General features: G+C 61.4%; 17 protein-coding genes. 11 read left to right on the plus strand and 6 right to left on the minus strand.

The genetic code is table 11. The annotated features are described in order from the left end of the window. Window positions 1–37: 37 nt before the first annotated feature. A complete protein-coding gene (locus Q1A89_RS06020) occupies window positions 38–2,326 on the plus strand; it encodes a molybdopterin-dependent oxidoreductase (protein ID WP_299724909.1) in 2,289 nt (762 codons plus the stop codon). Here Q1A89_RS06020 and Q1A89_RS06025 read toward each other — a convergent pair. The 4 genes from Q1A89_RS06025 to Q1A89_RS06040 all read right to left on the minus strand — a co-directional run bounded on the left by Q1A89_RS06025 (window position 2,323) and on the right by Q1A89_RS06040 (window position 6,776). After that, window positions 2,323–3,261, minus strand: coding sequence for an ABC transporter permease (locus Q1A89_RS06025; RefSeq protein WP_299724911.1), 939 nt, complete (start codon window positions 3,259–3,261; stop codon window positions 2,323–2,325). The genes Q1A89_RS06020 and Q1A89_RS06025 overlap by 4 nt on opposite strands. After that, complete coding sequence (locus Q1A89_RS06030; RefSeq protein WP_299724913.1) at window positions 3,258–4,223, minus strand: ABC transporter permease; 966 nt, start codon at window positions 4,221–4,223, stop codon at window positions 3,258–3,260. The genes Q1A89_RS06025 and Q1A89_RS06030 overlap by 4 nt, the downstream gene beginning before the upstream one ends. Beyond that, the gene (locus Q1A89_RS06035) at window positions 4,220–5,740 is read right to left on the minus strand and encodes a sugar ABC transporter ATP-binding protein (RefSeq protein ID WP_299724915.1); all 1,521 of its coding nucleotides are present in this window, start codon (window positions 5,738–5,740) and stop codon (window positions 4,220–4,222) included. The genes Q1A89_RS06030 and Q1A89_RS06035 overlap by 4 nt, the downstream gene beginning before the upstream one ends. A gap of 61 nt (window positions 5,741–5,801) precedes the next feature. Continuing rightward, window positions 5,802–6,776, minus strand: coding sequence for a sugar ABC transporter substrate-binding protein (locus Q1A89_RS06040; RefSeq protein WP_299724917.1), 975 nt, complete (start codon window positions 6,774–6,776; stop codon window positions 5,802–5,804). Window positions 6,777–6,905: 129 nt separating this feature from the next. On the opposite strand from Q1A89_RS06040, the gene Q1A89_RS06045 reads away from it, so the two are divergent. The 7 genes from Q1A89_RS06045 (at window position 6,906) to Q1A89_RS06075 (ending at window position 14,848) form a co-directional block, all read left to right on the plus strand. Continuing rightward, window positions 6,906–8,405, plus strand: coding sequence for an FGGY-family carbohydrate kinase (locus tag Q1A89_RS06045; protein ID WP_299724919.1), 1,500 nt, complete (start codon window positions 6,906–6,908; stop codon window positions 8,403–8,405). A 5-nt stretch (window positions 8,406–8,410) separates the two neighbouring features. Beyond that, window positions 8,411–9,463: a zinc-binding dehydrogenase gene (locus Q1A89_RS06050; RefSeq protein WP_299724921.1), complete on the plus strand. Its 1,053-nt coding sequence runs from the start codon at window positions 8,411–8,413 to the stop codon at window positions 9,461–9,463. Next, entirely contained in the window at window positions 9,464–10,129 is a 666-nt protein-coding gene (locus Q1A89_RS06055; protein WP_299724923.1) for a class II aldolase/adducin family protein, read from the plus strand. It begins immediately after the preceding gene. A gap of 3 nt (window positions 10,130–10,132) precedes the next feature. Further along, entirely contained in the window at window positions 10,133–11,116 is a 984-nt protein-coding gene (locus Q1A89_RS06060; RefSeq protein WP_299724925.1) for a sugar-binding transcriptional regulator, read from the plus strand. 287 nt (window positions 11,117–11,403) lie between these two features. Next, window positions 11,404–11,676: a PepSY domain-containing protein gene (locus tag Q1A89_RS06065; protein ID WP_299724927.1), complete on the plus strand. Its 273-nt coding sequence runs from the start codon at window positions 11,404–11,406 to the stop codon at window positions 11,674–11,676. Between the two features lie 59 nt (window positions 11,677–11,735). Beyond that, entirely contained in the window at window positions 11,736–13,058 is a 1,323-nt protein-coding gene (locus tag Q1A89_RS06070) for a ferric reductase-like transmembrane domain-containing protein (RefSeq protein WP_299724929.1), read from the plus strand. A gap of 158 nt (window positions 13,059–13,216) precedes the next feature. Continuing rightward, on the plus strand, window positions 13,217–14,848 hold the full coding sequence (locus tag Q1A89_RS06075) for a hypothetical protein (RefSeq protein WP_299724931.1): 1,632 nt from the start codon (window positions 13,217–13,219) through the stop codon (window positions 14,846–14,848). 27 nt (window positions 14,849–14,875) lie between these two features. On the opposite strand, the gene Q1A89_RS06080 is transcribed toward Q1A89_RS06075, so the two are convergent. Beyond that, the gene (locus Q1A89_RS06080) at window positions 14,876–15,115 is read right to left on the minus strand and encodes an Lrp/AsnC ligand binding domain-containing protein (protein WP_299724933.1); all 240 of its coding nucleotides are present in this window, start codon (window positions 15,113–15,115) and stop codon (window positions 14,876–14,878) included. Window positions 15,116–15,257: 142 nt separating this feature from the next. Between Q1A89_RS06080 and hisB the strand changes: the two genes are divergently transcribed. Continuing rightward, window positions 15,258–15,845: an imidazoleglycerol-phosphate dehydratase HisB gene (hisB, locus tag Q1A89_RS06085; RefSeq protein ID WP_299724935.1), complete on the plus strand. Its 588-nt coding sequence runs from the start codon at window positions 15,258–15,260 to the stop codon at window positions 15,843–15,845. Beyond that, the gene (gene hisH, locus Q1A89_RS06090; RefSeq protein WP_299724937.1) at window positions 15,842–16,483 is read left to right on the plus strand and encodes an imidazole glycerol phosphate synthase subunit HisH; all 642 of its coding nucleotides are present in this window, start codon (window positions 15,842–15,844) and stop codon (window positions 16,481–16,483) included. The genes hisB and hisH overlap by 4 nt, the downstream gene beginning before the upstream one ends. On the opposite strand, the gene Q1A89_RS06095 is transcribed toward hisH, so the two are convergent. Further along, on the minus strand, window positions 16,480–17,619 hold the full coding sequence (locus Q1A89_RS06095) for an alpha-hydroxy acid oxidase (RefSeq protein WP_299724939.1): 1,140 nt from the start codon (window positions 17,617–17,619) through the stop codon (window positions 16,480–16,482). The two genes, hisH and Q1A89_RS06095, sit on opposite strands and share 4 nt — an antisense overlap. Window positions 17,620–17,790: 171 nt before the next feature. Between Q1A89_RS06095 and Q1A89_RS06100 the strand changes: the two genes are divergently transcribed. After that, window positions 17,791–20,214 carry a UvrD-helicase domain-containing protein gene (locus Q1A89_RS06100; protein WP_299724941.1) on the plus strand — a complete coding sequence of 808 codons (2,424 nt, stop codon included), beginning with the start codon at window positions 17,791–17,793 and terminating at the stop codon, window positions 20,212–20,214. Window positions 20,215–20,464: the final 250 nt, after the last annotated feature.

The following is a 20,464-nucleotide window of genomic DNA, read 5'->3' on the forward strand; positions in this document are numbered from 1 at the left end:
TATGCAAACCTAATAGTCAGCCCGGGAAAGCTGTAGGATGAGACCAAGATTCACCGCCGCCCATTGGGGCGCATATGAAATTCACGGCACGGGTGCGGCGACCAAGCTGGCGCCACTGCCGCGTGATCCGCATCCTGCGCGCATCGGCGGGGGGTGGCTCGATGCGATGCGCAACACCGACACGCGCATTGCCCGCCCCGCCATTCGCGCGGGATGGCTGAAATCCCGCGACCGCAAGCGGGCAGGGGATGCGCCATTCGTGCAGGTGCCATGGGACGAGGCGCTGGATATCGTCGCAGAAGAGCTGAAGCGCATCGTAGACACCCATGGCAACAGCGCCCTTTATGCAGGCTCCTATGGCTGGGCGGCGGCGGGGCGTTTTCATCACGCGCAATCGCAGATGCGGCGGTTTCTCAATACAATTGGTGGCTATGTCAGTTCCGCCAACACCTATTCTCACGCGGCTGCCGAAGTGATCCTGCCCCATATCGTCGGACTGACAAACCGGGGCTTTCTCGACCAGACGACAAGCTGGCCGCTGGTCGCGCAGCATTGCGAACTGCTGGTGGCCTTTGGCGGCATCTCAAAGCGCGCAGCACAGGTGACATCCTCGGGTACGTCAGTGCACGAAACGCAGGACTGGCTGGATCGTGCGCGGGCAAGGGGGTGTCATATTGTCAACATCTCGCCCCTGCGGTCAGATGTGGACGCGGAGGGTGGTGCCGAGTGGATCGCACCGCGCCCGGGCACCGATAGCGCGCTGATGCTGGCGCTGGCGCACGAGTTGTTTGTCACCGGCAAGGCCAATCGCGATTTCCTGTCGCGCTGCACAAACGGGGCCGAGGTGTTCGAGGCCTACATCATGGGCAGCGATGGAACCCCAAAGACGGCCGAGTGGGCGGCGGAAATCTGCGACATTCCCTCAGACACCATCCGAGACCTTGCCGCCCGCATGGCGCACTCCAAAACGATGATCAATCTCGCATGGGCTCTGCAGCGCGCCGATCATGGTGAGTTGACGCTTTGGGCCGGTCTGGCGCTCGCCTGCGTGCTGGGCCAAATCGGGCGGCCCGGCACGGGTTTTGCCTTTGGCTATGGTTCTCATGAAACCGTGGGCCGCCCGCGCAAGCTGATCGACTGGCCCTCTGTGCCGCAGGGCACGAACCCTGTGTCGGATTTCATTCCCGTGGCCCGCCTGGCCGACATGTTGGCCAATCCGGGCCAAGCCTACACCTATAACGGCGAACACCGGCGCTATCCCGACACCAAAATGATCTGGTGGTCCGGGGGCAATCCGTTTCACCACCATCAGGACCTCGCGCGGCTTGATACACTGTGGCAACGCCCCGACACAGTGGTGGTGATGGATCACAGCTGGACCGCAACGGCGCGCCGTGCCGACATCGTGCTGCCGACAACCTCGGCGCTTGAGCGCGATGACCTCATGATCAACCGCCGCGACCCGGCATTGGTCTACATGTCTGCCGCGATGCCCCCCTTGGGCGAGGCGCGGGACGATTATGACATCTTTGCCGCCCTTGCGTCGCGCATGGGCACCAAGGACGCCTTTACTGAAGGGCGCAGCGCCCAAGAGTGGCACGAAGCACTGTGGCAGGACTGCGCGGGGGTGGCGGAAAAGAACGGCTTTGATCTGCCGACCTTTGACGCGTTCCGGCAGGTGGGTCTGTTCGACGTGCCCGACACAGCGCAGGAACGGCTCTTGTTCAAGGACTTTGTCGACGATCCAGAAGCCAACAGGTTGAACACCACCGGCGGCCGGATCGAGATCGAGAGCGCGGCAATCGCACAGATGGGCCTTGCGGACTGCCCGGCGCATCCTGTCTGGCGGGAACCCGCGGAATGGCTGGGGCAAGCGCAGCCCGATCAACTGCACCTGATTTTGGGCCAGCCCGACACACGGCTGCACGCGCAAAACGACAGCGGGTCAACCTCGAAAGCGTCGAAAACGGTGGGGCGCGAGACGTGTACGATCCATCCCCAGGTCGCGCAGGCGCATGGGCTGGAGAACGGCGATGTCGTCCTGCTTGAAAACGCGCGTGGGGCCTGTCTTGCGGGGGTGCAAGTCTCAGACGCGCTGCGCCCGGATACGGTCGCGCTGCCCACTGGGGCGTGGCTGGATCTGCGCGTGATCGATGGCAAACCCACCTGCATTCACGGCAACCCGAACATGCTGACACTGGACAAGGGCAGCACCGGGCTGAGTCAGGGCAATATCGCGCACACGGCCCTTGTGCGTCTTCGCAAATGGGACGGGCCGCTGCCCGAGATCACGGTGCATCGACAACCCGTTTTCGTGGAGAGCTAGCGCAGCCTCTTTTGGCCCACCGCCAACGCCAAGGCCCCGACGAGGATCAGCCCTGACAGCGCGTCCTTGAGGTTAAAGTTCAGGCCCATCAGGTTCAGCCCGTTGCCGATCATACCCAGAAACAGCACACCGATCAGCGTACCGATCACATTGGGGCGGCCCTTGGGGTGGATCGAGGCGCCGATAAACACAGCGGCGATGGCATCGAGCAGGTAGGAAAACCCGGCCAGTGGCGTGAACATGCGAATATTGGCCGACCCGATCAGCCCGCCAATCGCACAGGTGGCCGAGGCGATGATGAACGCGACGAACATGTATTTTCGCACCGGAATGCCCGCCACATTCGCGGCTGAGCGTTGCAGCCCGATGGCATGCACCCGTTTGCCGAGGATCGAGCGTTCGAGGAAGATGAAATAGAGGATCAGCACAACGGCGGCGATGATGATCTCGGTCGGGATGCCAAACACGTCCCCCACGGCAAGGTCTCGGTATTCCTGCGGCATGCGCCGGTGCGAAATCGGCCCGCCTCCGTTGGTAAAGATGCGTTGGACCGACGAGCCGATGAAAAAGGTGCCGAGGGTTGCCATAAAGGGGCTGACCTTGAGCCCGACAATCAGGATCGCATTCAGCACGCCGACGCCGACCCCGCCAAGGACACCGACAAGGCAAGCGACCTGCCAGCTTGCGTCATATTCCTTGAGCGCCACAACGGCAAAGGCCGCGCCCATGTCAAAGGCGATGCCCACCGACAGATCAATGCCCCCCAACGCCACAACCAGCGTCATGCCAAGCGCGAGGATCAGCAGCACGGCCGAGCCTTCAACCATGTTCATCTGATTGCCCAGCGTCAGGAAGGCCGGGTTATAGAGCGAGAAAAACGCAAAGAACCCTGCGATGATCAGCAAAAAGCCATAGCGTGCCAGCACCGCCCTCATTGCGCGCGCCCCGCTGCGGCCGAAGCGACAACCAGCAGGATCAGCGCGCCCTTGATGCAGCCCGTCCAAAAGACGTTCACACCGATCGAGATGAATCCGACAGACAGTGCCGAGACCAAAACCGCCCCCAGCACAGCGCCCCAGACCGTCACCACCCGGCGCGGGGAAAAGGCCGCACCGAGGAAGGTAGCCAGCACCATTTCGAGCAGCAGATTTTCCTCGGAGCCGGGTGAAGACCCGGACCCGCGCGCTAGAACGAAAGTGCAGGCGATCCAGCCCGTGAACGCGGCCAGAAGGAAAGACTGCACCACGAAACGGTTGGTCGCAATTCCGCTGATTTGCGCGGCGTCCCGGCTGCCCCCGGTGGCCTGCAGGTTCATACCCCACCTGGTGCGGTGCACCAGATGCCAGAAGGCCAGCGCAACAATGGCTGTCAGCACAACGCCTGCGGCAATACCAGCAATCTGCCCGTCGCGGATAAAGACAATTGTCGGGTCCGTGACCCCGATGCGACGGCTTTCGGTGATGACCTTGGTCACCCCCACCACCGCCACCGAGGTGGCCAGCGTCGCCAAAAGCGGCGTCATGCGAACCCAGACCACAAGGCCCGCATTGACCACTCCAATAACCCCCGCCGCACCAAAGGCCAGCACCAGCCCCCAGATCAGGGTGGCCTCACGGTTGGTGAGTTGATCCGCGACGATGGCCGCACAGATGATCGCCGTGGCCGGGATCGACAGATCAATGCCACCCGACACTACGTCATCGCCCCCGGCGATGATGACAGTGGCCAGGCCAAGACTGACCAGAACTGTGGGCACCGCCTGTTTCAGGATCAGCTCAAGCGTTGGCAGGCTGAGGAAGGAGTTGGAATTCACGCTCAGATAGATGAACAGCAGCACAAACACGGTGATTGGCAACGCATCAAGCACGCGGCGTAGGGGGGAGGCCGCGGCCGTCATGCCGCCTGGCCACCCGTTGTCAGCGCCACCAGATGATCGATGCCCAACATGTCTGCCTGCACCTCGGCCACGATTTCGCCGCGCAGCATGACAAGGACGCGATCACACAGCCCCACCAATTCCGCCGGGTCCGAAGACGACACGATCACCGCCGCGCCATCCGCCGCCAATTGCTCAACCAAAGTGTAGATTTCGACCTTGGCCCCGACATCCACACCCACGGTCGGTTCATCCAGAATGAACAGTTTGGCGCCACGTGTCAGCCAGCGGCCCAGAACCACCTTTTGCTGATTGCCGCCACTGAGGTTGCGGGCGACGGCTGCGGGGTTGGGCGGGCGGATATCCAGTTGCGCGGTCACCCCAGCCGCCTTCTCCGCGCCAGCCTTGCGCCGTTCGATCAACGCGGTCGAAATGTCATCGAGAGAGGCAAGGTTCACGTTGTCGCTGACAGTCATGTCCAGAACCAGCCCGTCATGGCGGCGATCACGTGGGACCAGCACCATGCCTGCAGCGACCGCATCGCGGGGGGCCTTGAAGGTGCGGGGGGCGCCGTCAAATACCACCGACCCGGCACTTGGTTTTCTGAGACCATAAAGCGTGTCCACCAACTCTTCGCGCCCCGATCCGATCAGCCCTGCAATGCCGACGATCTCACCGGCGCGGACCTCAAAGCTCACATCACTGAACGCCTCATGGGCAAGGCCAGTGACCTGCAGCATCTGGGCTGCGGCTGCATGATTTGAGGAGGGAAACAGCGCATCCAGCTCTCGGCCCACCATCGCGGTGATCATCGCATCGGCGCTGTCTGGCAGGATGTCGTCGAACACGGCAACGTTGCGGCCATTGCGCAGCACGGTCACTCGGTCGCAAATATCAGTGATTTCAGCGAGATAGTGAGAGACATAGATCATCGCGATCCCGCGTTCTTTCAGTCGCTTGATGGCCGCAAACAGTTTCTTCGTCTCGCCGCTGGAGAGGGGCGCGGTTGGCTCATCAAACACCACCAGCTTGGCCGCCCCGTCAATCAGGGCGCGCGCGATCTGTACCAGTTTGCGCTCTGCGATACCAAGGTCGCGGATCAGAGTGCTGCCCTGCAATTCCGTCCCCAAGGCCTCGCGAAAGAACGCCTCGGCCCGGCGCGTCATCTCGCGGCGGCGCAGACCTGTGGGGCCGGACAGTTCCTGCCCCATGAACACGGATTCGGTGACGGTAAAGTGCTGCACCAGATGCAGTTCCTGATGGATGAACCGCACGCCCGCGGCATGGATGGTGCGGGGATTGACGTCACCCAGCGTCTCGCCGTCCATCGCAACAGAGCCGCCATCGGCCTTGTAGACCCCCGCCAGCACCTTGATGATGGTCGACTTGCCAGCGCCGTTTTCACCCACAAGGCCGTGGATCTCTCCGGCGCGCACGCTCAGCGCGACCTTGTCCAGCGCAAGCACACCGGGAAACGACTTGGTTATGTCGTGCATCTGCAAAAGGGCGTGCGCCACAGCAGGTCTTTCCGTTGTCATGGTCTGAGGAAGGTCGTCGGAAAGGGCACGCCGCGTCAAGGCGCGCCCTTTCAGGGAAGGATCAGTCCAGCGAGCCGTATCCAAGCTCTTTATAGGCGGCTTTGGCCTCGGCCTGCCCATTGACCGGGAACACATCCACAAAGGTCTGCGGCAGCAACGTCTCGCCCGCAAAATGAGCGGCAACGTTACGTGCGGCCGTCGAGCCGATCAGGTTGGGTTGCTGTGCGACATTGGCCACGAAGGGCGAGCCGTCCTCGGCCATGATTTCGAGCGTGTCGGGGCCGCCATCAAGGGCTGTGACCAGCACATCTGTCCGCCCGGCTTCTTCAAGCGCCTGCACAATGCCGATGGCCGGTTGGTCCCAGCACCCGACATGGATCGCATCCAGCGTCCCTTCGGGATACTGGCTGAGCAGATCGAGGGTTTTCTTGCGCGCATCCTCGGGCGCGTTGGCAAATTCCTCGGCCAGTTCGGGTTGGATGATTTCGATGCCCGGATAGTCCTGCAGCACGTATTTCCACAGGCCTGTGCGGATGCCGCAAATGCGCAGCGCACCTTCAAAGGCGTTGAACACCGCAACCTTGCCTTCGCCGCCGATCGCATCCGCCATATAACGGCCAATCGTGGTGCCCATATAGTAGTTGTCCGACGTTGTATTGTTCACCGCATGGGGCGACTGGTGGTCCACGGTAAAGACCGGAATGCCCGCGTTCTTAAGGGCTTCGAATTTCGGCTCAACTGCACCGTCGCCAAGGATCGAAATCACCGCATCCACACCCTGATTGAGCAGAATGTCATGGTTGTCCGCATGGACCTGATTGTCGCGACCGCCATCGACCGGCACCACGGTGCCGCCCAGTTCTTTGACCGTGTCGACCGCGCCGTTAAAGGCCTCGCGATCCCAAAAGTGCTGTGTGCCGACAACCGCAACGCCGATGGTCTTGCCTTCGAGGTTGGCGTGGCCATCCGCTGCGGCCATGCCAGCAACAGATACAGACATCGCCAACGCGGCCAGTAGTTTCGTGGTGTAATTCATGATTTCCTCCCTGGGCATGCCCTGATTATCAAGGGTCAAAGCGCTCATATTCTTCGCTGTCCGTTTCGGATCGTAAGCGAGATCAGGGTTAACATGTGACAATTTATATGTCATGTGTCAAATTTATTGATGAGGGGGATCTGGGTGTCAGAACGGCTTTTGATTGGCATCGATGCAGGTACAACAGCCGTCAAGGCAGCGGCCTTTACCCTGACAGGGACACCGGTTGCAGGCGCGCGGCAGTCGCTGAACGTGCTGCGGCCCGAACCCCGGTTTTCCGAAATCGCCATGCAGGACATCTGGCAGGCCGTCATCGCATGTCTGCGCGACATCGCGGGTCAAATCGATACCGGCCGCGTTGCCGGGATCGGGGTGTGCGGGCAGGGCGACGGGTTGTGGATGCTGGACGCGGATAAACAGCCCTTGCGCAATGCGATCCTGTGGAACGACGCGCGGGCCAGCGATGAGGTCAGCGACTGGGCGACAGACGGCACTGCCGATGCGATCAGCCGCCATTGCCGCACTGCAATCTGGCCGGGCACTGCCGGGGCCGCGCTGCGCTGGGTGCAGGACAATGAACCGACGGTGTTTGAGCGCATCGCTCATATCCTCTTTGCCAAGGACTGGATCGTCTACAACCTCACCGGCACGCTTGGCAGTGATTTCAGCGACGCGACAATTCCCTTTCTTGATTTGGACACGGGCAGCTACGCGCCCGAGATCTTTTCCGCTCTGGGTCTGCCGGACATGTCGGGCAAGTTGGTCCAGCCCAGCAGGGCCAGCGACCCTGCAGGCCCTCTCGATGCGGACCTCGGATTTGGCCCTGTGCCCGTGGCGCGCGGCACGCTGGACTTGGCGGCGATGATGGCGGGTGCTGGCCTCAACGCGCCTGGCGACATGTGCCTGATCCTCGGCACCACGGCCGTGTTGTCCTATGTGGCCCCGCCCGAACCGTTCACCACGCCGCCGCTGGCCGCAACCGTGCACCACCCGCTCAGCGCGGACTGGATCCGGGTTCTGGCCCCGCAAACCGGGGCCTCGGCCTTTGACTGGTTCGCTGCCCTGCATCCCAACAGCTTTGGCGGCGCGGATGCAGGCGAAATCAGCGCCAAGATCAACGAGGCCGCACAGCACGTACCGCCCGGCGCCAATGGTGTGCTGTTCCTGCCGTTCCTGACCGGCGAACGCGCGCCCTTTGTCGCGCCCGAGGCGGCGGGGTCCTTTCACGGGTTGCGCATCAGCACCACCAAGGCCGACCTTGCCCGCGCGGTGATGGAGGGCACCGGGTTCAGCCTACGCCACTGCCTGCAGGCCAGCGGCGCGCCTGCGCCCGAACGTGTGGTGCTGACCGGGGGCGGTGCGCGCAATACATTATGGTGCCAGATTGTGGCGGACATCCTTGGCGTCACGATCCTTGCCAATGCCTCCGAAGATCACGGACTGTGGGGGGCGGCCCTGCTTGGCGGGGCTGCTGCAGGACTATGTGATCCGCTGAACGGCGCGCGCGACGAGGGATTTGACACCTTCACCCCGGACCCGGCCGCCCACGCGATCTATTCCAACATATTCGAGACCTATCTGATGGCAATCGACGCCAGCCAGCCCATCTGGTCCGCCATGAGGAGCTGACCACCATGAGCAACATGATGACCGCAGCGGTGTATCACGCGCTGGATGACATTCGCATCGAACAGCGCCCAATCCCCGAGATCGGGCCGGACGACATCCTGCTCAAGACCCTTGCCTGCGGCCTGTGCGGTGGCGAAACCATGGCCTGGTACAAAAAGGCTGAGCCCAAGGTGCTGGGTCATGAGCCTGTGGGCGAAGTGGTCGAGGTTGGGGCCAACGTAACGGACTACAAAATTGGCGAGCGACTGTTCGTGAACCACCATGTGGGCCGCGTGAACTCGCATTTATCGCTGCGGGGCAAGTTCACGCGCGATCCGTTTTACAGCAGTATGAAGCTCGATCCCGGCGGGGTCTGCGAATACTACCGTGTGACCGGGCAGCACCTTGCCATGGACACCCACCGCATCCCCGTTCACATCTCGAATATCGAGGCGATCACGATCGAACCGTGGTCTTGCGTAGTCGGCGGGCTCAAGCATTGCAACATCCAGCCCGGCGACACGGTCGCGGTGGTGGGGGCGGGGTTCATGGGGCAGGGCTTTGTCCATATGGCGCCGCTGTTTGGCGCGGGCAAAGTGGTGGCGCTGGACTTTTCCGACTGGCGTCTGGAACAGGCGCGCGGGTTGGGGGCGACGCATACGATCAACCCCAAATCCGAAGACGCGATTGCGGCCATGCGAGCGCTGAACAACGGTCGCCTCGCCGATACGGTCATCGTTATCGCACCCTTCGCCTCCGCTTGGGCGCAGGCCGAGGCCTTGGTCGAAGTTGGCGGGACCTTGCATCTGGGCGCCCCCTTGGCGCCGGGTGAAGAGTGGACCCGCGACGGCAACAAGGCCTATTTCGACGAGATCACTGTGACATCCAAATACTCATCTGATCACACCGACACGTATAGCTATTTCCGCCTGCTCGATGCGGGCCGCATCGACGCCAAGCGCGCCGTGACGCACCACTTTGACATCAAGGACAGCGCTGCCGCCTTCAAAATGCTGGTCGAAGCGGAAAAGTCGCTGAAAATCGTGGTCTACCCCCATGGTCTGCCGGAGGGCCTATAGATGCTGGAAGCACTGAAAGCTGAGGTTTGCGAACAAAACCACGAACTGCCCGCCAACGGCCTCGTTGTCGGCTCGGGCGGAAACGTGTCCGGGCGCGATCCCGAGACGGGGCTGGTGGTGATCAAACCTTCGGGCGTCAAATTCAGCAAGCTGACGCCGGAGAAGATGGTGGTTGTCGATCTGGAGGGAACTGTGATTGAGGGAGAGATGAAGCCCTCGGTCGATACCGGCATTCACCTCTATATCTACCGCCACCGGTCGGATGTGTTTGGGATTACTCACACCCATTCGCCCTATGCCAGCAGCTTTGCAGCGCGCGGCGCGCGCATCCCGGCAGTGACGACCCCGATCACCCATATGCTGGGGCGCGACGTGCCCTGTTCGCGCTATGCAACCCCCGGCGAGGTCGACACAGGGGCGGCCATTATCGAGGCGGCCGCAGGCGGCTGGGCGGTGCTGGTCAAAGCCCACGGTGTCTTTACCATGGGCAAATCCGCAACCCAGGCCACATCCATCGCGATGTATCTCGAAGAAGCCGCCATGACGACCCATCTGGCCCTGCTGCACGGCCCTGTGGATGAGCTGCCTCAGTCGGAAATTGATCGCTGTTACAATTGGTTCAACAAAAACTATGGTCAGGCGGGGCAAAAGCAGGTCAAAGAGTAATCTATGGTCCAGATCACCCAGCCCAACCGCAACCGCGAAGACAAAGAGGCGCTGCTCGCCAATATTGCTTTGCTTTATTATGGCGAGGGGCTGACGCAAAGCGAGATCGCCAAGCGGATGCAGGTGTCGCGCGCGACCATCGTCAACCTGCTGCGCGAAAGCCGCGAACGCGGGATTGTCGAGATACGGGTGGATGGCAAACATCTGTCGTCGTCCAACCTCGCGCGGGATTTGCGCGACAAGTTCGGGCTGCAGGATGTCTATATCGCGACCGCTGACAACCGAGACAGCGTGCAGGATCGCGCGGGCCTTTTGGCGCATGTCAGTCGCGTGGGTGCGGCCGCATTTCTCGATATTGTCGCCCCCGGTGACCGTGTGGGTGTCGCATGGGGCGAGACGATCATGGCCGTGTCGGATGTCATGGCACCCTCATCCACCGAAAGGGTGCAGGTCTGCCAACTGATTGGCTCGATGAATTCGGTGCGGGTGCCGACCTCAGAAAACTGCGCCATCCAGATTGCGGGCAAGATCGGGGCCGAATGCTATACCTTGCATGCGCCGGGGGTTGTCGCCTCACCGGAACTGGCCGAGGTGTTTCGGAACGAGCCCACAATCCGCGAACAACTCTCGCGGCTGGATGATCTGGACATGATCGTCGCCTCCGTCGGGAACGTATCGCCTGACACGCATCTCAAGGTGGCTGGCATGGCGACCACCCAGGAATTGCAGGCCGCGCGCAAACTGGGGGCCAAGGGCATCATTTGCTGCCGGTTCATCGACGCAGACGGGCAGGGCATCGAAACCGCCCCCGACGACCGCGTAATCGCAGCCAACCTTGCCAACCTGCGTAAGCCCAAGAAAAAGCTGTTGGTGGTGTGCGGTGCGAACCGGACCGAGGCGACGCTGGCCTCGCTGCGTGGCGACCTTGTGACCCACCTGTGCGTCGATCAAGTGCTGGCGATGGAGCTGTTGCAGAGCGCGCCGTAAAGGGTGTTGGGCGCATATTGCGGTCCTATTTCGTTGCCTTTGGATCGGTGCCATTGGTTTTTCAGCAATCCAATAAAACCACTGATTAACAGAGCGCTACGCCCTCATCCTTATCCTCATGCGTGCCGCTATCACGCCAGCGAGAATTTCCACTAAAAAAAGACCTAAACCTTCGGCCTAGGCCGCACAGTATCCTCCAAAAGTGCAATTCAAGCACCGGACAAACGTCCCCAGATCAGCGCAACCGCAGCATTGCGGAGAATTCTGATCCGAAAAGGGACGGCACCATGATCAAAGACATAAAATCCATCCTGTTGGCCACGCTTCTGATCCCCGCAGGCGCTCTCGCCCATCTCGACCTCACTACTGCAAACGGCGCAAAGACAGCGGCAATCTGGACCGCGCTCGCCGCGCAAGGCTTTGTCGCGACCGAGATCGAGATCGAGGACGGCGCAGTCGAAGTCGACGCAAGGCGGGCAGGACGGACGTTCGACATCGACGTCGCCTTTGACAGTGGCCGCATCCTTTCCATCCACGAGACCACCGGGGACGACGACTGATCGCGGCGCGACCCGACACAACCACACCCGCACCGCACACTCCACCATAAGGACCCCGCATGAACCCGCTTGGCCTCATACTGATTATCGCGACCACTCTGTTCCCCGCCTACCAGTTGTTCGCGCTTGCCAATGTCACCGACCAGATCGCGCTGTCATCGCAATATCTGGGACTGGCCGCGCTGATCCTCATGGCATGGGGGCAAATCCTGTCCACACGCCTGCGCGGGATCGAGGCGATCTTTGGCGGGCTGGACCGGGTCTATGTCCTTCACAAATGGACCGGGATCAGCGCCATGGTGGCCATCCTTTTGCACGACACGATTGACGCCGAAATGCGCGGCCTGAGGCGGGAAACCGCGCTCAATGACCTTGCCGAGACCCTCGGCGAATTCAGCCTTTATGGCCTGCTCATTCTGGTGGTGATTTCTGTTGCAACCTTCATTCCCTATCACCTTTGGAAATGGACGCACAAAGCCATGGGGGCCATGTTTGCCGCAGGCGCGTTGCACTTTTTCTTCATCATGAAACCCTTTGCGATGACCGATCCTGCCGGGGTCTACACCGGCTTGTTTTGTGTGCTTGGACTGGCCGCCTATGCGTGGATGTTATTGCCCGAAACCATGCGCCCCAGCCATGGCTACAAGATCGCCTCGATCGAAGAGACAGGTGGCGCGACCGCCATCACGATGCAGCCCGAGGGCAGGGCGCTGCGCGCACAGCCCGGTCAATTCGGGGTCTTCCGATTTGTCGGTGCAGAGATGAATGAGCCGCACCCGTTCAGCTTTTCCAGTATCGGTGCGGATGGTAAGTTGCGTGTCACCATCAAGGCGCTGGGCGATTTTACCGATGATTTGACAAGGGCGATTGCACCCGGTCAGACCGTGCGCATCCAGGGTCCCTTTGGCCGCTTTCGCCTGTCGGGCAAGGGGCCCGAAGTCTGGGTCGCCGGGGGCATCGGCATCACGCCCTTCCTTGCATGGGCCCAAGCGCTGCCTGCCGATGCAGGCCCGGTTGACCTCTTTTTCTGTGTAAAATCACGCAGTACCGCGCCGCACCTCGTCGAGCTGGAAGAGATTGCAAAAGCCAAACCCAACCTAACCCTGCACCTGATTGCGCCCCACGAGGGGCAACGCTTGTCCGCCAATGTCATCGCCGAGCGGGTACAGGGCAATCTGTCTGGCGTGAAGCTGTCGTTTTGCGGCCCCGTCGCCTTGCGCAAAGCCTTGCAAAGTGGGCTGGGCAAATACGGCGTCTCGGCACGGCGATTTCATTTCGAAGAATTCGAATTCCGCACCGGCATCGGCCTCAAATCACTGGCCGCCTGGGTGTTGCGGCGCACGTCCGCGATGCGCATGACCGACAGGGCATCACAGGCCTAAGGCCCGCCAAATCCTAAAAACCCACGTGCCTGAATTCCCATCTACCGGAACACAAGAGTTGTTGCCAAGGTCCATCCGGCACAGCATGCTCCAGACATTCTGTGTCGGCGCGCGAAGCCGTCGACAGGACAGAGTGGTTTAAAGTTTGAGGGATTTTGATGGACAGTTTTGAGAGTATTGTGGCCGCATTGCGCAAGGCCTCGGGCAAAAGCTTTGGGTTTGCTGCCGCCGAGGGCGACAAGAAAGCACCGATTGTTATTGTTGCGCACAAGTCCAAGGCGGGAAGCGCCCTGGTGTCCACAGTCAAGAAATCCGGCAAGTTGCTGGCCCATGGCATGATCACGATCAATGATGCCGGGCAGACCGAGTTTTCCTGCAGCTACTGGGCCGCGGGTTTCAAGGAAACGACGCTCAAGCCCTATTTCTCGAAGATCAAGGAAAAGCCGTCGATCAAACTGGCGGCTGAAAATGTTGACGGTGCCGATGGTGCCGACTCCGGCGAAGTCGCGGCCAACGCAGTCGACGAAATGCAGGATGCCGAAGACGAGATAGAAGATGACGGCGGGGAGATTGTGATCTGGTCGAGGTCCTTTGCCGCATCGCTCAAAGACGCAGTCCCAAAAGCGACGCTGGACCAGATCGGCAACGCGGACAAACCGTATACCATGACAGTGCCGACGCTGTTCATGCGCACCCTGCGCAAGCGCAATGCCGCGCCATTTGCACAGAAAATGATTGATGCCGTGAACAAGGAGTTTGATCCGAAAATGGCAGAAATCGCCCATCTGCTGCAGAATCCGACGCCGACGAATATCGCAGCGATCCCACCGCTGATCGAAGCCTTTGACGTCGACGCCGAAGCCGTGGCCGAAAAATTCTGGGATGCGTTCTGCAAACGCTACGAGGTGACCAAAGGCCTGAAGAAAAAGAAGTTCATCGCCACCGCGATGCCCGTTGTGGGCGGTGCGGCGGCCGTCGGCGGTATTGCGACGTCCATGGGCAACCCGGTGACACTGGCGCCTGCGGCCATCTCGCTCTTGCGCGCCGTGGCGGCGGGGGCCGAAACCTACCGCGTCTACTACAACGACCTGGCCGACGCGGCCAAACAGGCAGAAGCTACAGGCACCCGCCTGAACAAGGCTTTTCTGGAAGCCAAGGAAGAGGCCGAAACAAAGCAGGATATTTCCGCCGGCGATAAGGCAGGCGAAGTCGGCCGCGCGCTGGTCAACGCCCTGACCGGGACAGGGTTTGCCGGCTCGCTCAATTCGCTCAGCAGTGACTTGCCAACCCTTGAGGCGCGCCGCGCCAAGGCAGAACGGGGGTTGGATGACGTGCTGGGCTCTCTCAATCCGCTGATCGACCATGTGGCCCGCCTGGACACACAGGTGAAAGACTCGATCCAGAAGGGGATCGCCAATTCCGACAGCTGGTCAGCGCAAACGGTCCAGGAACTGACTCGGATGAAAAAGGAGATCGATGCGATCCGGCCCAAGATCACGGCGGGCCTCAATGACATCGCGGCCGAGAACAAAAAACTGACAGAGATCGAAGCGCAGTTGAAGCGCGGCATGACGGTCGTGGAAAAACTGGGCGCCGCACAAAACAATCCGGCGATTGCAATAGACAAGTTCCAGCAGGTCGTGACGGTGGCAGTGAATGCATCCCTTTTTGCAGTCAATGCGGGAATTGGGTTGTCCACCAGCGGCGACGCGCTTGGCTTCCTGATTACCGGTGCGGGCGCGACGGCAGACGGCTGGGATTCGCTCGAAGTGGTCAGGAACGCTGGGTGAGCCGGGACGGGACGGCCGGAGTGGTGCTCAGAACACCTTGAAGGTCATTGTGGTCATCGATCGCTCGATCCCTTCGATGTCCAAGAGATGTTCGTTGATGAACTTGCCGACATCTTCCTTGGCCGGCACATAGAGCTTCATCAAGAGGTCGTATTCGCCGGATGTGGAATAAAGCTCCGAGTGGATTTCGCGCAGGGCAATGTCTTCGGCGACCCTGTAGGTGGAACCGGGGCGGCAGCGGATCTGGATAAAGACGCATGTCGACATGTGGCATCGGCCCTTTCACGAGGATGTGGTGCCGTTTTAGTGACATGTCCGGCCCGCCCTGCACAAGGGGGGGCTGCGGGACTTGGCGCGCAGGGCCCACCCGCCTATAGAGAGCGCGAAGTGACCTCTCGAAAGGGAAACCATGCGCCGCGCGACCCTGACCCGCACCACCGCCGAGACCGATATTTCGGTCAAGCTGAAACTTGATGGCACGGGTGTCTACGACAACCAGACCGGTGTCGGGTTCTTTGATCACATGCTGGACCAGCTGGCCCGCCACGCACTGATCGACATGACGGTGCGGTGCTCGGGCGATCTGCATATCGACGATCACCACACGGTCGAGGATGTGGGCATTGCCATTGGGCAGGCGTTGACCAAGGCGGTCGGTGACAAGAAGGGCATCCAGCGCTACGGGTCCTGCCTGTTGCCTATGGATGACGCGCTGGTGCGCGCCGCCCTCGATCTTTCGGGCCGCCCGTTCCTTGTCTGGAACGTCGATCTGCCCACGCCCAAGATCGGGACGTTTGATACCGAACTGGTGCGCGAGTTCTTTCAGGCCCTGTCGACCCACGGCGGCATCACGCTGCACGTGGACATGCTGCATGGTCTCAACAGCCACCATATCGCCGAGGCGGCCTTCAAGGCTGTCGCACGGTCCTTGCGTGTCGCGCTTGAAGTGGACGCGCGCGTGGCCGACGCCATCCCCTCGACCAAGGGCGCCCTATGAGCCTCACGGCCCTGATCGACTACGAAAGCGGCAACCTGCACTCAGCGGAAAAAGCCTTTCAGAAGATGGCCGCCGATCTGGGTTCGGGCGCGGTTGTGGTCACGTCGGACGCGGATGTTGTTGCCCGCGCGGACAGGGTTGTGCTGCCCGGCGATGGCGCCTTTCCAGCCTGCGCGGCGGCGTTGCGTGGCACTGGCGGGCTCTATGATGCACTGGTCGAAGCGGTCGAGATCAAGGGCCGCCCCTTTCTGGGCATCTGCGTCGGTATGCAACTGATGGCCAGTGTGGGGCGGGAATATACCGACACGCCCGGGCTCAATTGGGTTGGGGGCGAGGTGGTGCCCATTGCGCCCACCGATCCGGCGCTGAAAGTGCCGCATATGGGCTGGAACGACCTTGTGCTCGATGCCGCCCACCCGGTCTTTGACGGCATAAAAACGGGTGATCACACCTATTTCGTGCACTCCTATCATTTCGAGGTCGCCGATCCGGCCTTGCGTCTGGCCCATGTGGACTATGGCGGCGATGTGACGGCTGTTATAGGCACGGGCACGATGCTGGGCATGCAGTTCCACCCGGAAAAAAGCCAGGATATCGGGCTGCGCATGATCCGCAATTTCCTGACCTGGACGCCCTAGGTCAGGACAAACGGTTCGGGCAGATTGCGCAAGTTGCGCGCGCCCAGCTGGCCCATGTTCGAAATCAGATCGGCCTTGAGGATATGGGCCAGATGGGCAGGACCTTCCGCACCCAACGCCCCCAGCGCATAGTGCCACGCCCGCCCCAGCATCACGAAATCCGCCCCCGAGGCCATGGCCCGTAGAATATCGAGGCCCCCCTCGATCCCGGAATCAAAGATCAGCGGCAGCGTGGTGGCCGCGCGAATGGCGGGCAGCACTTCGATACTGGCGGGGGCGGCGTCGAACTGGCGACCTGCGTGGTTCGAGACCCAAATCGCATCTGCACCCAACCCTTGCAGCCGTTCGGCATCGTTGGCACGCAGGATGCCCTTGACCACAAACGGTCCCTCCCACGCATCGCGCAGCCATTTGACGTAATCCCAATCGGGCGAGGTGCGCAGCAAATACCCGACATGGGCGGTGACCGGCAGGTTGTCCGTGGCGGCATTTGCATAGGCATCAAGCATCCGCATATGCGGCATGCCCTGTTGCGCCATCCCCAGCGCCCATCTGGGGCGCATCGCCACCTGCGCCAGCAGGCGCGGGGTCAGGCGGGGCGGGTTGGTCAGGCCCGAGCGGGTCTGGCGTTCCCGGCGCGAGGCCACCGGCACATCCACCGTCAACACAAGCGTCTTGAACCCGGCCTTGCGGGCACGGTCCAGCATGTCGCGCCGGATCTCTTCATCCCGAGGCGGATACATCTGAAACCAGCCATGTGTGCCCAGATCAGGGGCCACATCCTCGGGCGATTGCGAGGCCACCGTCGAAATCGTGTAGGGAATGCCAAGTTGCGCGGCGGCGCGGGCCAGCAAACGCTCGGCATTTGGCCACATCAGACCCGACATGCCCACCGGTGCGATGCCAAAAGGCAGGGGCATCTCTGCGCCGAACAGGGGGGTGGTCAGGTCCGGCTCGAACTCGCCATGCAAGACCGAGGGCATCAACCCAACGCGATCCAGCGCGATCCGGTTGCGGTGGCGCGTCACCTCGACCCCGGTGCCCGAGTCGAGATACTCCCAAACGAATTTGGGGATACGTTTTTTGGCGCGGTCGCGCAGGTCACTGGGGGCCGGAAAGCGAGAGTCGAGGTCCATGCGCGGGTTTATGTCCGGTTCAGGCAGGAGCGGCAAGGCGTTGAAATCGAGTGCATCGCCATTGCCTTTCGGAGCAGCGGCCAGCCCTCGGTAATCTGGAAAACCGAGATGCGGAACATCGCGTGAACATGCGTCTTTCCCTTTTGCCGCGTCCGGTTTAGTTTGTCGCCCATGAGCAGTTTCGATGAATTCGACGCATTCGAGGGCGCCTCCCTGTCCGCGCGCGCTATGGCCGCGCGTCCGCAGCCCTATCTGGACGGGCTGAACCCGGCCCAACGCGAGGCGGTGGAAAAGGCTGATGGCCCGGTACTGATGCTGGCCGGGGCAGGGACAGGCAAAACCCGCGCGCTGACCGCGCGGATCGTGCATCTGCTGAACACCGGGCGGGCGCGGCCCAATGAAATCCTTGCCGTGACCTTCACCAACAAGGCCGCACGCGAGATGAAAAACCGTGTGGGATCGATGCTGGGCGGGCAGATTGAAGGTGTGCCATGGCTGGGTACCTTCCATTCAATCTGTGTCAAGCTCTTGCGCCGTCATGCGGAACTGGCCGGACTGAAATCCAACTTCACCATTCTGGACACCGACGACCAGATACGCTTGCTGAAACAGCTGATCCGCGCTGCCAATATCGACGACAAACGCTGGCCTGCGCGCATGCTCGCCAACATCATCGACGGCTGGAAAAACCGCGCCCTGACACCGGACAAGGTGCCCGCCTCGGATGGTGGGGCCTACAATCACATGGGCGTCGAGCTTTATGAGCAATACCAGACCCGCCTTAAGGAACTGAACGCCTGCGATTTTGGTGACCTGCTGTTGCACATGGTCACGATCTTTCAGACCCATGAGGACGTGCTGGCCCAGTACCAGCGCTGGTTCAAATTCATTCTCGTTGACGAATATCAGGACACGAACGTCGCTCAGTACCTGTGGCTGCGGCTGTTGGCGCAGGGGCACCGCAACATCTGCTGCGTGGGCGATGACGACCAGTCGATCTATGGCTGGCGCGGGGCTGAGGTGGGCAATATCCTGCGGTTTGAAAAGGATTTTCCGGGTGCCCATGTGGTGCGGTTGGAACAGAACTACCGCTCGACCCCGCATATTCTGGGCGCGGCATCCGGTGTGATCGCCGGCAATCAGGATCGGCTGGGCAAGACGCTGTGGACCGACAAGGATGACGGCGAAAAGGTCCGCCTGATCGGCCACTGGGACGGCGAGGAAGAGGCTCGCTGGATCGGGGACGAGGTTGAGGCCGCCCAACGCGGCACGCGCGGCATGGACCCTATGTCACTGGACGAGATGGCGATCCTAGTGCGCGCCAGCCACCAGATGCGCGCCTTTGAGGACCGGTTTCTGACCATCGGTCTGCCCTATCGCGTGATCGGCGGGCCACGGTTTTATGAACGGCTCGAAATCCGCGACGCCATGGCCTATTTCCGCGTCGTCGTCAGCCCCGAGGACGATTTGGCATTCGAGCGGATCGTGAACACGCCCAAACGGGGGCTGGGCGACAAGGCACAGCAAACCATTCAGGTCGCCGCGCGGGCCAATGGCGTCAGCCTCGTTGAAGGCGCGCGCATCGCGGTCGAACAGGGGCTGATCAAGGGCAAAGGCGGCACCGAGCTGCGCGCGCTGGTCGATGGCATCACCCGCTGGAACAGCAAGCTGCGTGGCCCCCGCATCGAGGTGGTCGAGGATGACAGCGTGATCGACGAGGGGCTGGTGCCTTTGCGCACGGAATATGGCCCGCCGCCGATCAGTCACGTGGAACTGGCCGAGGTGATCCTGGACGAGTCGGGCTATACCGCACACTGGCAGAACGAAAAGACACCCGAAGCCCCCGGACGGCTCGAAAACCTCAAGGAACTGGTCAAGGCGCTGGAGCAGTTCGAGAACCTGCAGGGCTTCCTCGAACATGTCTCGCTGATCATGGACAACGAGCAGGATGATGGCGGGGCTAAGGTGTCGATCATGACGCTGCATGCGGCCAAGGGCCTCGAATTTCCCATGGTGTTCCTGCCGGGCTGGGAAGACGGGCTGTTCCCCTCGCAGCGATCCATGGATGAAAGCGGGATCAAAGGGTTGGAGGAAGAGCGCAGGCTGGCCTATGTCGGCATCACACGCGCCGAAGAGGTCTGCACGATCTCCTTTGCCGCCAATCGGCGGGTGTTCGGACAGTGGCAATCCTCTTTGCCGTCACGGTTCATCGACGAACTGCCAGAGGACCACGTGGACGTGCTGACACCGCCGGGCCTTTACGGCGGCGGGTTCGGGGCGGCGGCCCCGACGATGGAAAGCAACCTGCACAAGGCGGCGGCCGAGGCGAATGTCTACAACTCCCCCGGCTGGAAGCGCCTGCAGGCCCGGGCGGGCACACGGCCCATTTCCCAACCCAAGGAAAGCCGCAACACGGTGATCGATCTCACTGCGGTGTCCAGCTTCACCATGGGCGAGCGGGTGTTTCACCAGAAGTTCGGCTATGGTGCCGTGGTGGGGATCGAGGGCGACAAGCTCGAGATCGACTTTGAAAAGGCTGGCGTGAAAAAGGTCGTGTCGCGGTTCATCTCAGGCTGTGATGATATCCCGTTTTGACCGTCGCATTCACGAAGGTGAATGCGACGAGTGGCAAGGGTTGCTTTTCGAAGAAAAGCGACCAGCCACACAGTCGATCCATGGGGCGAAATGGTTTCATTCACGAAGGTGAATGCGACGAGTGGCAAGGGTTGCTTTTCGAAGAAAAGCGACCAGCCATACAGTCGATCCATGGGGCGAAATGGTTTCCTTCACGAAGGTGAATGCGACGAGTGGCAAGGGTTGCTTTTCGAAGAAAAGCGACCAGCCA

It is taken from the genome of uncultured Tateyamaria sp., from assembly GCF_947503045.1.
Classification (GTDB): Bacteria; Pseudomonadota; Alphaproteobacteria; order Rhodobacterales; family Rhodobacteraceae; genus Tateyamaria.